The following is a 13,424-nucleotide window of genomic DNA, read 5'->3' on the forward strand; positions in this document are numbered from 1 at the left end:
AACCGGGCATACCTGGCGGAACCGGGCGTGCCTGGTGGTACCGGGCATACCGAGCGGAGCCGGGCGTACCTGGCGGAGCCGGGCGTACCTGGTGGGTTCTTCCGACCAGGTACGCCCGTTCTTGCAAACCAACGCGCCCGCGATGGGAAAGAACGTGCGCGCAGACGGACGGGAGGCCCGGTGCCGGCTGGCACCGGGCCTCCCGTCCGTCCTGTGGGACGCCGGGCCGGCGGCCGCCGTCGTCACGTGCTGGGCGACACCTCACGCGCTCACGTGCGCGTGAGCTGTCGCTCAGCGCGAAATCCCGCCCCCGCACCGCACCGCGCCGCCGCACCGCACCGCACCGCGCCGCCGCGCCGCGGCACCGCGCCGCGCAGCTCAGCCGCGCCGCCACCACCGCCGCGGCTTCGCGTCGAGCCGTGCCTGCTCCGCAGCCTGCGCAGCCGAGGCCATGCGCACCTCGCGGCGCTCCCGCCACGCCTGCACCTCGGCCTCGATGTCACGCATCGGTGTCACCACGGGTGGCCCGCCGAGCAGCTGCCGCCTGGCCTCCTTCACGCGGGCGTTGAAGTCGACCAGGACGTCCCGCACGTCGGACTCCAGGGACAGGGCGTCGAGTGCGTCGTCGAGCTCGGCGTCCTCGGTGCGCAGCGCCAGCGCGGGCGGGGCGATGCCGCGGATGTCCTCGCGCTCGATCTTCGACTTGATCCACCAGTCCGGATCGTGCTGCCCGTCGAGTCCGGGCAGGGGCTTGCCGTGGTACGGGTTGCCCTCGAAGACGCCGCGGCGCTCGGCCTCCTCGATCTGCGCCCGGGCGTGCGCGGCGACGTCGGCGGCCTTGAGCAGCCGACGTTCCTCGCGTTCCGCGCGGACCTCGTCGGGGTCGAGCGACCCCCGCTCGATCTCCTGGTCGACGAGCTGCTGGTAGCGGTAGCGGGCTGCCCTGCGGAGCCGGTCCATCCGTGCATCGACGTCGTTCATCGTCAGACCATGATGCCCCGCACCCCCGACGCGCCCGTCCAGCCGGTCAGGACTCCGCCGACAGCTCCTCGATGGTCAGCGCAGCCTGGATGAGCGCCAGGTGCGACAGCCCCTGCGGGATGTTGCCCATGAAGTCCCCGTCGACGGCGCTGAGCATCTCGCTGAAGAGCCCGACGTCGTTCGCCTGCGCGACCATGTCGTCCATCAGCTGCTTCGCGTCGTCGGAGCGTCCGACACACGCCAGCGCGGCTGCGAGCCAGAACGAGCACGCCACGAAGGGCGACTCCTCGTCCTGGATGCCGGAGTAGCGGTACACGAGCGGACCGTGCTGCAGCTGGTCCTCGATGGCCCGGATCGTGGACTCCATGCGCGGACCACGGTCGAACGCCGACATCGCGTGCAGCAGGATCGAGCAGTCGAGCGCGTCGGTGCCCGGGTACATGACGTAGTGGCCGAGCTCCTCGTTCCACCCGTTCTCGGCGACCCAGTCCTCGATGAGTTCGCGGTTCTCGACCCACTTGTCGCGCGGGCCGTCGATCATCCCCGCGTCGTGCAGCTCGACCGCGGCGTCGAGCGCCTGCCAGCAGCCGATCTTGCTCGTCGTGTAGTGCTGCGCCTCCTGCAGCTCCCACATGCCCGAGTCCGGCTCCACCCAGCGGTGGCAGGCGTCGTCGGCCAGGTCCTGCAGCACCGAGGCGGTCTTGCGGTCGAGCACGTTGCCGGCGCGGACGTACTGGCGCATGATCTCGAACACGTCGCCCCAGACACCGAGCTGCAGCTGGTCACCCGCGCGGTTGCCGATCGTGACCGGGCCGATCCCGTTCCAGCCCGGGACGTCGCGTTCCTCGACGTCGTCGCTCTTCGACCCGTCGAGCCCGTAGAAGATCGGCATCGTCTCGTCGTGCTCGGCGATCGTGCGCATGACCCAGGACACCGCGGCGTGGGTCTCCTCGCGCAGCCCGAAGCGGGTGAGCGCGTGCACCGTGTAGGCGAGGTCGCGCACCCAGGCGAACCGGTAGTCCCAGTTCTTCCCGCCCGTGCGGTCCTCGGGCAGGCTCGTCGTCGGCGCAGCTGCGATGGCACCGGTCGGCGCGAAGATCAGGAGCTTGAGCGCGAGCGCGCTGCGCTGCACGGCGTCGGACCACGGCCCGTCGTAGCTGAACTCCTTCGACCACGTCGACCAGTTCTCGATCGTGCGGTCGACCCCCTCGAGCGTGCGCTCCGGCTCCGGCAGGAAGATCGGCTCGTCGTGGGTGCCGACGATCGTCAGGATCGACTTCGATCCCTCGGCCGTCGCGAACCGCCCGGAGAACCGCGGGCCCTCGTCGTGGACGGGCTCGAACCCCTGCTCGACGATCGCGATCGTCACGCCGTCGATGCCGATGACGGTGCCGTTGGCGGTGTCGAGCCGTCGGGGCTCCGCGGTGTTCAGGATCGTGCCAGGCACGACGGCCCACTCCATCTCGACCGTTCCCTCGACCCCCTGCACGCAGCGGCCGATCTCAGCCCAGGGAAGGCGGCCGGCGACCCCGGTGACCATGGCGTCGGTCACGGTGGCGGTGCCGGTCGGGGTCGTCCACGTGGTCACGAGCACGTTCGTGCCCGGCAGGTACGCACGGGACACCTGCGCCTGGTCGTCCACCGGCCGCAGCGCGACGTGTCCGCCGTGCTCGGCGTCGACGATGCTCGCGAACACCGGCGGTGAGTCCATCGACGGGATCGGCAGCCAGTCGATCCGGCCGTCGAGCGCGATGAGGGCGACCGTCCGCCCGTCACCGATCGCGCCGTACGAACGGAGCGGGACGTACCCGTTGGTCCGCTCTTCGTTCTCGGTCGCGTCGGGGGTGTCTCGCGTGCGCTCGGTCATGCGTCCAGCCTGCCCCGGCGCTGGCGCCGACCATCAGGCGGACGTACCCCTCGTGGAGAACGCACGCCGGGCCTCCCGCCTGTGGAGAACCGTCGGCACACCGCGGGCGGATCCCCGGAGCACCGCCGACACGCCCACGTGACTTGCGCATCCCGGGCGTGTCGCACTAGCGTCGTCCTCCTGCCGATCGGCAGACCGCCCGTCCCGGGCACACCGGAAGGACCGCGCATGCGCGCCGTGCAGCACAACGAGGAACGCGTCGAGCTCCAGCTCGACGCGACCGCCGTGCTGCTCGGACAGCAGCAGTGGTCCCTCAGCTATCCCGCGTAGGCACGCGACGTCTGACGACGCCCCCGTGCCCACCCGGCCCGGGGCGTCCGTCTGCACGGCTTCCTTCCGTCCGCCACGTCCGGCGACGACCAGGAGGCCCGGCGTACGACCGTCTCGGACCGTCACCTCGACCGTCACGAAAGCGAGACGACACCATGCAGACGATCACCGACCGATTACTGAGCTGGGCCTCGATGCTCGAGGACAACACCGAGCAGCAGGCCCGCACGACCGCGCGCATGCCGTTCGTGTTCCCGCACCTGGCCCTCATGCCCGACGCACACCTCGGCCTCGGGGCCACCGTCGGGTCCGTCATCCCGACCCTCGGCGCGATCATGCCGGCGGCCGTCGGTGTGGACATCGGCTGCGGCATGATCGCGGTCCGCACGCAGTTCACGGCGGCCGACCTGCCCGCCGACCTGCAGGGGCTGCGCGAGCAGATCGAGCGGGCGATCCCGCTGTCGGCCGGTGCGTCGAACCGGAAGATCGTCGCGACCGCCGCACCTCGGATCGCCGAGCTCGAGGCGATGGCCGAGACCGCCGGGTTCGACCCCGACGGCGTGCACGGCGCCTGGCGCAACCAGCTCGGCACGCTCGGGTCCGGCAACCACTTCATCGAGGTCTCCCTCGACGAGCAGGACCGGGTCTGGCTCTTCCTGCACTCCGGGTCGCGGGGTGTCGGCAACAAGATCGCGCAGCGCCACATCAAGGTCGCCAAGAAGGCGATGGAGCGCTGGTGGATCCAGCTGGCGGACCCCGACCTGGCGTACCTGGTCGAGGGCACGCCGGAGTTCGACCGGTACATCGCCGAGCTGCGGTGGGCCCAGCACTTCGCGCTGCTCAACCGCGAGGAGATGATGGACCGCGTCGTCCGGCAGCTGTCCGAGGCCGTCGGCACACCCGTCGACGAGCGCGAGCGGATCAACTGCCACCACAACTTCACGCAGCGTGAGACGCACTGGGGCAAGTCCGTGTGGGTGTCGCGCAAGGGTGCGATCCAGGCGAAGGCCGGTCAGCCCGGCCTGATCCCCGGGTCGATGGGCACCGCGTCGTACGTGGTCGAGGGGCTCGGCAACAAGCCCTCGCTGGAGTCGTCGCCGCACGGTGCCGGTCGGCTGTTCTCGCGGAGTGCGGCCCGGCGGACCTTCACCCACGAGCAGCTGCGCGCGGCGATGGCCGGCATCGAGTACCGCGACACCGACGCGTTCCTCGACGAGATCCCGGCGGCGTACAAGCCGATCGACCAGGTCATGGCGGACGCCGAGGACCTCGTGTCGATCCGGCACACCCTGCGGCAGGTCGTCAACGTGAAGGGCGACTGAGACGCGCCCCCGGACGGACGGGAGGCCCGTGGCGGCACCGCCACGGGCCTCCCGTCCGCCAGGGGTCGACACCACGGCCCGGCGCGCCCCGGACAGGACGGCGCGCGTCGGGCACGCTGGGGCGTGATGAGCGACACGGCGGAGCACGCAGCGAAGGAAACCGGACGACAGGTCCGGCGAGCGGCGGACAGCCGCTGGTTCGAGGTCACGGCGCGCGCCGGGTTCGTCGGCAGCGGCATCGTCCACCTGCTGATCGGGTACCTGGCGATCCTGCTCGGCATCGGCAATGCATCCTCCGGCGGTGAGACGGACCAGTCCGGCGCGCTGCAGCAGATCGCCGCGGTGCCCGGCGGGGTGTTCCTGCTCTGGCTGATCGCCGTCGGCACGGCCGCACTCACCGTGCGCCTGATCGTCGAGGCGATCGTCGGCGGCCGCTCCGACACCACCCGGGGGTGGCTCGCCCGCCTGAAGGACGTCGCGAAGGCCGTGGTCTACGGCGTGATCGCGTACTCGGCGGCCTCGTACGCGCTCGGCGCCGGGTCGAGCTCGAGCAGCTCGTCGCAGAGCGCCGCGGCGAAGACCCTCGCGACGCCCGGCGGGGTGTTCGTGCTGCTCCTGGCCGGGGCCATCGCGGTCGCGGTGGGCATCGGACTCGTGGTGATCGGTTGCCGCCGGTCGTTCCGCAAGCAGATCACGCGACCGTCCGGCCAGCTCGACCGGGTGGTCACCGTGCTCGGGGTCGTCGGGTACGTCGGCAAGGGCATCGCCGTGGCCATCGTGGGCGTGCTCATCGCCGTCGCGGGGCTGCGGAGCGACCCGGACCAGGCCACCGGCCTCGACGCCGCGTTCGACGCGGTGCGGAGCATGCCCGGTGGGGTGTTCGTCCTCGTCGCGATCGGCATCGGGTTCCTGGCCTTCGGCGTCTACAGCTTCTTCCGCGCGCGGTTCGCCCGCCTCTGACCCGCCGCGCCGGAACGGCCGGACCGGCGGGACCGGCGGAGACTTTCGCGCTGCGCGACACCTCACGGGCACCCGCGGGCGTGAAGTGTCGCTGGACGCGTGAACTCGCCGCGCCGCGCCGCGCCCGCGCCCCCGCCCGCGCCGCCCCCACGCCTGAACGGGCACGGACCGCCCCCGCGGTAGACGGGGTCGATGAGCACCAACGCCACGACCGGCCCCGCCACGGTCTTCGCCGACGCACGAGCGGTCCTCGCCGAGAGCATCGTCTGGGACCCGTCCGCACAGCTCCTCCGGTGGGCCGACATCACCCTCGGCACGCTCAACACCGCCGAGGCCGACGGCACCGTGCGCTCGAGCGTCCCGCTCCCGCCCCCGTTGGCGAGCTTCCAGCCGCGGGCATCCGGCGGGTTCGTCGCGGCCCTCGGCGACACGATCGTGCTGACCGACGAGCACGGCTCCGTCGATCGCGAGATCGCCCGCGTCGCGCACAGCACCTCGGGCAACCGGTTCAACGAGGGCAAGTGCGACCCGTTCGGCCGGTTCCTGGTGGGCAGCATGAACGTGACGACCGGTGAACCCGACGCCGCGCTCTACTCGTTCGAGGCCGACGGCACGACCCGGCTGCTCCGCGGCGGCTTCGGCGTGACGAACGGCATGGAGTGGTCGGAGGACGGCAGCACGATGTACGTCACCGACACCAGTGCCTCGACGGTCTTCCGCGGGTCCTACGGCCCGGACGGCGAACTCGGTGAACTCGAGCCGTTCATCGTCGGCCACGCCCACGACGGCCTGGTCCGCGACGACGAGGGCTGCTTCTGGAGCGCGATCTACGGCGGCTCCCGCGTCGAGCGCTACGGGCCCGACGGCTCGCACCTCGAGACCGTCGAGCTGCCCGTCGCGAACCCCACGTCCGTGGCGTTCGGCGGACCGGACATGTCGACGCTCTTCGTGGGGACGGCCCGCGAGAACCTCTCCGAGGACGACCTGGAGCAGGCGCCGCGGTCCGGCGCCGTCTTCGCGGTGCCGACCACGGTGCACGGCTTCCCCGCGAACACCTTCAGCGGCTGAGCACGTCGCCGCCGCCGGTGCGGACGGCGGCCGGGTATCCTGGGCGACCGCCCGACCGGAGGAGACCCACGTGGACGACGAACGCCCGGCAGCCCGGCCGGACCCGGCGGGCGAACTCGCACAGGCCGAGGACGCGGACGTCACGGTGCGGGTCGACCGGGTCGCGGTGGACGGCACCTACGTCCGGGTGAGTTCGATCGGTGAACCCGGATCCCGAGCCTTCGTGCTCGTCGCCGGCCTCGGCATCGCGTCGACGTACTACGAGCGGCTCGCCCCACACCTCAACGAGAACGGCCCCGTGCACGCGCTCGACCTGCCGGGGTTCGCCGGCGTCCCGCGGTTCCGGGGCACGGTCTCGATCGAGCGCTACGCCGATGCGGTGGAGCGGGTGATCGACGACCTCCGGCTCGAGGACCCGGTCCTCATCGGACACTCGATGGGCACCCAGGTCGTCACCGAGGTCGCCGCCCGTCGTCCGGAGATCTCCGACCTCGTGCTCATCAGCCCCGTGGTCGACTCGTCGGCGCGCACCGCACGGCAGTCGGCGTTCCGGTTCCTGCGGTCCACCCTGCACGAGCCCGCCGCGGTCCGCTGGCACGGCATCACCGCCTACGCGCTGTGCGGCTGGCACTGGTTCCGGAAGGTGCTGCCACGGATGATCGCGTTCCCGATCGAGGAGCGCGCCGCCCACGTGCAGGCCCGCACCCTGATCGTCCGCGGTGAGCACGACGCGATGGTCCCGCGGGACTGGATCCGTCGGCTCGCGCGGGTGTTCCCCTACGCCGTCCTCCGCGAGGTCGTCGACGGCGCGCACTCGGTCATGCACGCGCAGGCCGACGCGGTCGCACGGCTCGCGGTCGCGCACGTCGACCACCGGCTGCCCGACCGGGGCGTGTCCTCGCTGCAGCGGGTGCGCGACGGCTCCACGTCGTCGGACCTGGCCCGACTCGGCCCGAGGGACGCCTGGCTGCTGGTCAAGTCGCGGTTCATCGAGCTGTTCGGCATGGCCCGGAACGACGACGAGACGCTCGCGGCGGCCAAGTCCGCGCACGCCGTCGCGATGGCGGACGGCGACGACCTGCCGGTCGACCCGGCGGACCGCCGGGCGGTCGTCGACGACGTCGCGCCCGAGTCGAAGTAGCAAGACAGTGACCGCCGCGACGGGCGAGCAGTCAGGGCGTGATGCGGCCCGGCAGCATGTCGGGCGTCAGCGCGTTCGCCTCGGCGAGCACCTTGCGGGCCTCGTCGGTCTTGTCCCACACGTTCCAGAGCAGCACGCCACGGACCGTGTCGTCGTCGTCCAGGTAGTAGACGACGCCGGTCACGGTGGGGTCCTGCCAGTCCTCGACCGTGCGGAGCTTCGAACTGACCTGCCCCACGGCCTCGTACCCCATGTCGAAGACGTCGGAGTAGAACATCGGCGTGTGGTCGTAGGTCTCGTCGGCGTCGGCGAGGTTGCGGCCGGCCTGCCGACCCTGCTGCTGGGCGTTGTCGACGTGCTCGACCCGGCGGGTACCGAGGATCCGGTCCGGGTACTCGGCGACGTCGCCGGCGGCGAACACCGAGTCGTCGTCGGTGAGCAGCGTCGAGGTCACCACGATGCCGTCGCGGACGGTGAGCCCGGCGTCGGCGGCGAGCTGCGTCGCGGGTTCGATGCCGAGTCCGGCGACGACCGCGTCGGCCTCGATGACCGACCCGTCGTCGAGGGTCAGCCGCACGCCGTCCGCCGTCTCGGTGCCCTCGGACACCCGGCGGCCGGTGCGGAGTTCCACGCCGTGGTCGATGAAGCGCTGCTGGAACGCCTGCGCGAGGTCGGCCGGGAACATCCGTCCGCCGACGACCTCGTCCGGGTCGACGAGCGTCACCCGCGCGCCGTTCTGCACGATGCCCGCGGTGATCTCCTGTCCGATGTAGCCGCCGCCGACGACGGCGACGTGTGCACCGGCGTCCGCGAGCTCGCGCAGTCGGCGGTAGTCCGACGCGCTGCGGTAGTCGAGCACGCGTTCCGACGGGGACAGCCCCGGCAGCCCGCGCGGCTTCCCCCCGGTCGCGAGCAGGAGCCGCTCGTACCCGTGGGTCGCGCCGTCGGCCGTGGTGACGGTCTTCGCGGCACGGTCGATCGCCGTCACCGTGGTGCCCAGGACGAACTGCGCCCCGGTCTCCTCGGTGTGCAGGTCGACCTTGTCGTCCCAGCTGAAGTCCGGGTCGGTCCAGAGCTTCTTCGAGAGCGCCGGCCGGGCGTAGGGCCGGTCGACGTCCTCGCTGAGGATCCCGATCGACCCGTCGGCGTCGAGCTCGCGGATCCCGCGGGCGGCGGCGTCGGCGACCATCCCGCCGCCGACGATGAGGTAGCGGAAGTCGGTCATGACGCCTCCTGGCGGTGCTGTGGTGCCACGGTCAGACCGTGGCGACCGAGCCGGAGTCGACCCGGTAGTTGGCGCCGTTCACGAAGCTGGCCAGGTCGGAGCACAGGAAGGCCACGACGTTCGCGACCTCTTCCGGCTCGCCACGGCGCTTGAGCTCCATGTACGGCCGTTCTTCTTCGAGGAAGCTGCCGATGGCCTCGTCGAACGAGGTCCCGCGCTGCTTCGCCCGCTTGTCCATCATCGCGTCGGTCATCGGCGTGTGGATGAACGCGGGGGAGACCGTGTTCACCAGCAGGCCCTCGGAGGCGTAGGAGCGCGACAGGCCCTTGGCGAACGAGAGCACCCCGGCCTTGGCGGCGCAGTAGGGCAGTTCGTCGTCGTACGGCTGCGAGGCGTCCTCGGACACCAGGTAGACGATGCGTCCCCAGCCGCCCTGTCGCAGGTCGCCGATGAACTCGCGGGTGATCCGCACCGGCCCCATCAGGTCGATGTCGATCGTCTCCGCCCAGCCGGCCTCGTCGATCTCGTGGAACATGCCCTGGGCGCCCGTGACGCCCGAGGACTGCACCAGGATGTCGATCTCGCCGACGGCCTCGCGCACCTTGTCGTGCAGGGCGGCGAGGCTCTCGGCGCTCCGGACGTCGGCCGCGAAGGCGTGCAGCTTGCCGAGCGGAGCCTCGAGCTGGTCGGCACTCGTGTCCAGACGGCTCTGGTCGATGTCGGTGACGACCACGGTCGCGCCCTCCGCCAGGAGGATGCGCGCCGTGTTCCAGCCGATGCCGGAGTCGCCGCCGAAGACGAGTGCGGTCTTGCCCTGGATCCCGAGGTCCACCCGACCCCCTACGCGTGCGCCGACGCGTCGGCGACGGCGGGCGTGGTGGCGGAGGCCAGCGGGGTGATGGGTGCGCGGTTCTCGGCGGAGACCATCCACGCGAGCTGCTCGAGGCGCTCGATGAAGCCGTGGAGCAGGTCCGCGGTCGTCGGGTCCTCCTCGTCGACCTCGTCGTGGACGTCGCGCATGGTGCCGGTCGCCTGGTACAGCCGGAGCGTGACCTGGTCGATGGCGTCGTGCGTGGTGATCTCACCCGAGGGGAACGCGTCGAGGTGGCTGCCCGCGGAGACGGTCGCCGAGCGGCCGTCCGGCACGAGGTACAGCGCGCGCATGCGCTCGGCGGTGTCGTCGGCGAACTCACGGGCCGCGTCGACGATCTCGTCGAGCTGCAGGTGCAGATCGCGGAAGTTGGTGCCCAGGATGTTCCAGTGGGCCTGCTTGCCCTGCAGGTGCAGGTCGATGAGGTCCACGAGGACCGCCTGGAGGTTCTTGGCCATCTTGTCCGAAGCGTGCATGGTTGTGGCTCCTTTCGCGTCGGTGTGACCGTTCCGGTCTACGCGGTGCCGCAGTGCACGCTCTCAGTGCGCTCGGAGGCAGCGTCCCCCGACGGCGCCGGTGCGAGCGTCACGCCGGTCGCTCAGTGCGACGGAGCGGGGTCGACCTGGTCGACCGCCTGGCGCATCTGCTCGAGGAACCCGGCGACGATCCGGGCCTCCGACGCGGGGAGTCCCTCGGCGATGGACATCATCCGGCGGTGCATGACGCCGAGCGTGGCGCGGACCTCGTCATCGGTCTCGGTCGTCGGCGTGATGACGAGGGCGCGACGGTCGGTGGGATGCGGGTCGCGGCGCACGTGGTTCGACTTCACGAGGCGGTCGATGAGGATGGTCGTCGACGCCGACGAGATCTTGAGGTACGCGGCGAGGTCCTTCGGGCTCACGGCGGTGCCGGAGCGCTGCGCCTGCAGCAGGAAGCGGACGGCGAGCAGGTCGGTCTCGCCCATGCCCATCGAGTCACGGGTCCGGCGGCGCATGGCCGTCTCGGCGGAGCGGTACCGGCGCAGGGCGTTGAGCACCGCGACGCCGCGTTGGGTCGCGTCGTCGTCCGGGAACCAGTACCCGGACGCCTCGGTGATCTCCTGCGTGGACATGGCGTTCAGGGTAACCCGTCTCGTTTCTCGTCTGTCTAGCGGACTCCCGGGTTCCGCTCCGCCCGATGCGGACGCACCGAACGGACAGGAGGCCCGTGGCGGGGTCGCCACGGGCCTCCTGTCCGTCTGCTGGTCGCGTTACGCGGCTGCGGACTCGTCGGTGCCGGCTGCGGCCTCGGCGAGCGCGGTGAGCGCGCCCTGCACGAGCGTCGTGACCTCGGCGTCCTCACGCGGGTGGGTCTCCGCGAAGCGGACGACCGACTGCGGGATGGCGACCTTGACGTCCTCCAGGACCTTCGCGCCGGCGATGCCGGCGGCCTTGCGGGCGTCGTCGTGCGCCCAGACGCCGCCGTACTGACCGAACGCCGAGCCGATCACGGCGAGGGGCTTGCCGGACAGCGGCGAGGCGCCGAACGGACGCGAGCCCCAGTCGAGCGCGTTCTTCAGCACGGCGGGGATGGTGCCGTTGTACTCGGGGGTGATGAGCAGGACGCCGTCCGAGGCGGCGACCGCGTCACGGAACGCGACGGCGGCGGCCGGCGGGGTGTCGCCGTCGATGTCCTCGTTGTAGAACGGCAGGTCGACGATGCCGTCGAAGGTGTGCAGCTCGATGCCCTCCGGCGCGTGGTGCGCGGCGGCCTCGGCGAGCTTGCGGTTGATGGAGTCGGCGCGCAGGCTGCCGACGAGGACGAGGACGTTCGTCATGGAGCTCCTTCTGGTGCTGGACGGAAGAGGTGTCAGCGACGACCAATGCGATCGTCGGGGGCGCTATTCCCGCAAGCGTGGGTACGGTGGCGACGTGACCACGCTTCGGACCCCGGCCAGCACGCCACGAACCACCGACCCGACCTGGTGGCGCGATGCCGTCGTCTACCAGGTCTACCCGCGCAGCTTCGCCGACACGGACGGCGACGGACTCGGTGACGTCGCGGGCATCACGAGCCGGGTGCCGTACCTGGCGTCGCTCGGTGTCGACGCGCTGTGGCTCTCCCCGTTCTTCCCGTCACCGCTCGCCGACGGCGGGTACGACGTCGCCGACTACCGGGCAGTCGACCCGAAGCTCGGGTCCCTCGAGGACCTCGACGCCCTGGTCCGCGCTGCGCACGAGCACGACCTCAAGGTCATCGTCGACATCGTGCCGAACCACACCTCGGACCAGCACGCGTGGTTCCGGGCCGCGCTGGCTGCTTCGCCGGGGTCGGCCGAGCGGGCGCGGTACGTGTTCCGCGAGGGGTCCGGTGCCTCCGGAGAACTGCCGCCGAGCGACTGGGTGTCGAACTTCGGCGGCAGCGCCTGGACCCGGGTGCCGGACGGCCAGTGGTACCTGCACCTGTTCGCCCCCGAGCAGCCCGACCTGGACTGGTCGAACCCCGAAGTCCGTGCCGACTTCGAGGACACCCTGCGCTTCTGGTCCGACCGCGGTGTCGACGGGTTCCGCGTGGACGTCGCGCACGGACTGGCGAAGGACCTGTCGACCCCGTACCGGCCGTCGAACGAGCAGGACCTGCCGCTCGACGGCTCCGACCCGCTGTACGACCGCGACGAGGTGCACGAGATCTTCGCCACCTGGCGCCGGGTGCTCGACGAGTACGACCCGCCCCGTGCCGCCGTCGCCGAGGCCTGGGCACCGGCACCCCGACGCGTCCTGTACGCCCGGCCGACGGAGCTCGGGCAGGCCTTCAACTTCGACCTGCTCGAGGCCCCGTTCGAACCCGACGCCTTCCGGCAGATCATCGAGCGCAACCTGGCCGCCTCGGAGCAGTCCGGCGCCTCGAGCACCTGGGTGCTGTCGAACCACGACGTCGTACGGCACCCCACCCGCTACGGCCTGCCGGACGGCACCGACACCGACGCGTGGCTCATGACGGACGGCACCTCGCCCGAGCTCGACCGTGCACGTGGGCTTCGTCGGGCGCGGGCGGCGACGCTGCTGATGCTCGCGCTGCCCGGTTCGTCGTACGTGTACCAGGGCGAGGAGCTCGGGTTGCACGAGGCCGCCGCGATCCCGCGCGACCTGCTGCAGGACCCGAAGTGGCTCCGCACCGGGCACACCGTGAAGGGCCGGGACGGCTGTCGCGTGCCGATCCCGTGGACGCGGTCCGGGCCGTCGTTCGGCTTCGGGGACGTCGCACCGCACCTGCCGCAGCCGCAGGACTTCGGGGAGTCCTCGGTCGAGGCCGAGGACGACGATCCCGAGTCGACCCTGTCGCTGTACCGCCGGGCGCTCGCCACCCGCCGTCGGCTGCAGCAGGGGGAGACGCTGACGTGGCTGGAGTCCGGCTCCGAGGTCGTGGCGTTCGCGCGGCACGACGGCTGGCGGTCGGTCACGAACTTCGGCACCGCGCCGGTGCCCCTGCCGGCCGGGACCGTCGTCGTCGCGTCCGGGCCGCTCGACGGGGTCGCGCCGGGGCTGCTGCCGGGTGAGACGACGGTGTGGCTGGCCTGAGCGGTCCGCTTGCGTCGTTCTTCCTCCACAGCCAGGAGGCCCGTGGCGGCGTTCCACAGATCGTCCCGCCGCCGCCCGGGGGTGACGTCCTGGTCGCGAGCA

At 71.7% G+C, this 13,424-nt stretch carries 12 protein-coding genes; 5 read left to right on the top strand and 7 right to left on the bottom strand.

Annotation, left to right across the window (positions count from 1 at the left end; all coding sequences use genetic code 11):
* Positions 1-378: 378 nt before the first annotated feature.
* Both KK087_RS01915 and KK087_RS01920 read right to left on the bottom strand, forming a co-directional pair.
* On the bottom strand, positions 379-981 hold the full coding sequence (locus tag KK087_RS01915) for a DnaJ family domain-containing protein (protein ID WP_214564039.1): 603 nt from the start codon (positions 979-981) through the stop codon (positions 379-381).
* 46 nt (positions 982-1,027) lie between these two features.
* On the bottom strand, positions 1,028-2,848 hold the full coding sequence (locus tag KK087_RS01920; RefSeq protein ID WP_214564040.1) for a glycoside hydrolase family 15 protein: 1,821 nt from the start codon (positions 2,846-2,848) through the stop codon (positions 1,028-1,030).
* A 485-nt stretch (positions 2,849-3,333) separates the two neighbouring features.
* On the opposite strand from KK087_RS01920, the gene KK087_RS01925 reads away from it, so the two are divergent.
* The 4 genes from KK087_RS01925 (at position 3,334) to KK087_RS01940 (ending at position 7,669) form a co-directional block, all read left to right on the top strand.
* The gene (locus KK087_RS01925) at positions 3,334-4,500 is read left to right on the top strand and encodes an RtcB family protein (RefSeq protein ID WP_214564041.1); all 1,167 of its coding nucleotides are present in this window, start codon (positions 3,334-3,336) and stop codon (positions 4,498-4,500) included.
* 126 nt (positions 4,501-4,626) lie between these two features.
* A complete protein-coding gene (locus KK087_RS01930; protein WP_214530291.1) occupies positions 4,627-5,460 on the top strand; it encodes a DUF1206 domain-containing protein in 834 nt (277 codons plus the stop codon).
* Between the two features lie 192 nt (positions 5,461-5,652).
* Positions 5,653-6,528: an SMP-30/gluconolactonase/LRE family protein gene (locus KK087_RS01935; RefSeq protein ID WP_214564042.1), complete on the top strand. Its 876-nt coding sequence runs from the start codon at positions 5,653-5,655 to the stop codon at positions 6,526-6,528.
* 70 nt (positions 6,529-6,598) lie between these two features.
* Positions 6,599-7,669 carry an alpha/beta fold hydrolase gene (locus KK087_RS01940; protein ID WP_214564043.1) on the top strand — a complete coding sequence of 357 codons (1,071 nt, stop codon included), beginning with the start codon at positions 6,599-6,601 and terminating at the stop codon, positions 7,667-7,669.
* Positions 7,670-7,700: 31 nt separating this feature from the next.
* Here KK087_RS01940 and KK087_RS01945 read toward each other — a convergent pair whose 3' ends face one another.
* The 5 genes from KK087_RS01945 to KK087_RS01965 all read right to left on the bottom strand — a co-directional run bounded on the left by KK087_RS01945 (position 7,701) and on the right by KK087_RS01965 (position 11,581).
* Positions 7,701-8,894, bottom strand: coding sequence for an NAD(P)/FAD-dependent oxidoreductase (locus KK087_RS01945; protein ID WP_214564044.1), 1,194 nt, complete (start codon positions 8,892-8,894; stop codon positions 7,701-7,703).
* Between the two features lie 31 nt (positions 8,895-8,925).
* On the bottom strand, positions 8,926-9,726 hold the full coding sequence (locus tag KK087_RS01950) for an SDR family NAD(P)-dependent oxidoreductase (RefSeq protein ID WP_214530295.1): 801 nt from the start codon (positions 9,724-9,726) through the stop codon (positions 8,926-8,928).
* An 8-nt stretch (positions 9,727-9,734) separates the two neighbouring features.
* A complete protein-coding gene (locus tag KK087_RS01955) occupies positions 9,735-10,241 on the bottom strand; it encodes a Dps family protein (protein WP_214564045.1) in 507 nt (168 codons plus the stop codon).
* A gap of 122 nt (positions 10,242-10,363) precedes the next feature.
* Positions 10,364-10,876, bottom strand: coding sequence for a MarR family winged helix-turn-helix transcriptional regulator (locus KK087_RS01960; protein ID WP_214530296.1), 513 nt, complete (start codon positions 10,874-10,876; stop codon positions 10,364-10,366).
* A gap of 138 nt (positions 10,877-11,014) precedes the next feature.
* On the bottom strand, positions 11,015-11,581 hold the full coding sequence (locus KK087_RS01965) for an NADPH-dependent FMN reductase (RefSeq protein WP_214530297.1): 567 nt from the start codon (positions 11,579-11,581) through the stop codon (positions 11,015-11,017).
* Positions 11,582-11,675: 94 nt separating this feature from the next.
* Between KK087_RS01965 and KK087_RS01970 the strand changes: the two genes are divergently transcribed.
* Positions 11,676-13,322, top strand: coding sequence for a glycoside hydrolase family 13 protein (locus tag KK087_RS01970; RefSeq protein ID WP_214564046.1), 1,647 nt, complete (start codon positions 11,676-11,678; stop codon positions 13,320-13,322).
* Positions 13,323-13,424 lie beyond the last annotated feature (102 nt).

The organism is Curtobacterium aurantiacum, from assembly GCF_018598555.1.
Lineage (GTDB): Bacteria > Actinomycetota > Actinomycetes > Actinomycetales > Microbacteriaceae > Curtobacterium > Curtobacterium aurantiacum.

What these genes read in the sequence shown, in the direction of transcription:
- KK087_RS01930 (WP_214530291.1), top strand. Translation starts at nt 4,627, where the DNA reads ATGAGCGACACGGCGGAGCACGCAGCGAAGGAAACCGGACGACAGGTC.
- KK087_RS01955 (WP_214564045.1), bottom strand. Translation starts at nt 10,241, where the DNA reads ATGCACGCTTCGGACAAGATGGCCAAGAACCTCCAGGCGGTCCTCGTG.
- KK087_RS01965 (WP_214530297.1), bottom strand. Translation starts at nt 11,581, where the DNA reads ATGACGAACGTCCTCGTCCTCGTCGGCAGCCTGCGCGCCGACTCCATC.
- KK087_RS01915 (WP_214564039.1), bottom strand. Translation starts at nt 981, where the DNA reads ATGAACGACGTCGATGCACGGATGGACCGGCTCCGCAGGGCAGCCCGC.
- KK087_RS01960 (WP_214530296.1), bottom strand. Translation starts at nt 10,876, where the DNA reads ATGTCCACGCAGGAGATCACCGAGGCGTCCGGGTACTGGTTCCCGGAC.
- KK087_RS01935 (WP_214564042.1), top strand. Translation starts at nt 5,653, where the DNA reads ATGAGCACCAACGCCACGACCGGCCCCGCCACGGTCTTCGCCGACGCA.
- KK087_RS01925 (WP_214564041.1), top strand. Translation starts at nt 3,334, where the DNA reads ATGCAGACGATCACCGACCGATTACTGAGCTGGGCCTCGATGCTCGAG.
- KK087_RS01945 (WP_214564044.1), bottom strand. Translation starts at nt 8,894, where the DNA reads ATGACCGACTTCCGCTACCTCATCGTCGGCGGCGGGATGGTCGCCGAC.
- KK087_RS01920 (WP_214564040.1), bottom strand. Translation starts at nt 2,848, where the DNA reads ATGACCGAGCGCACGCGAGACACCCCCGACGCGACCGAGAACGAAGAG.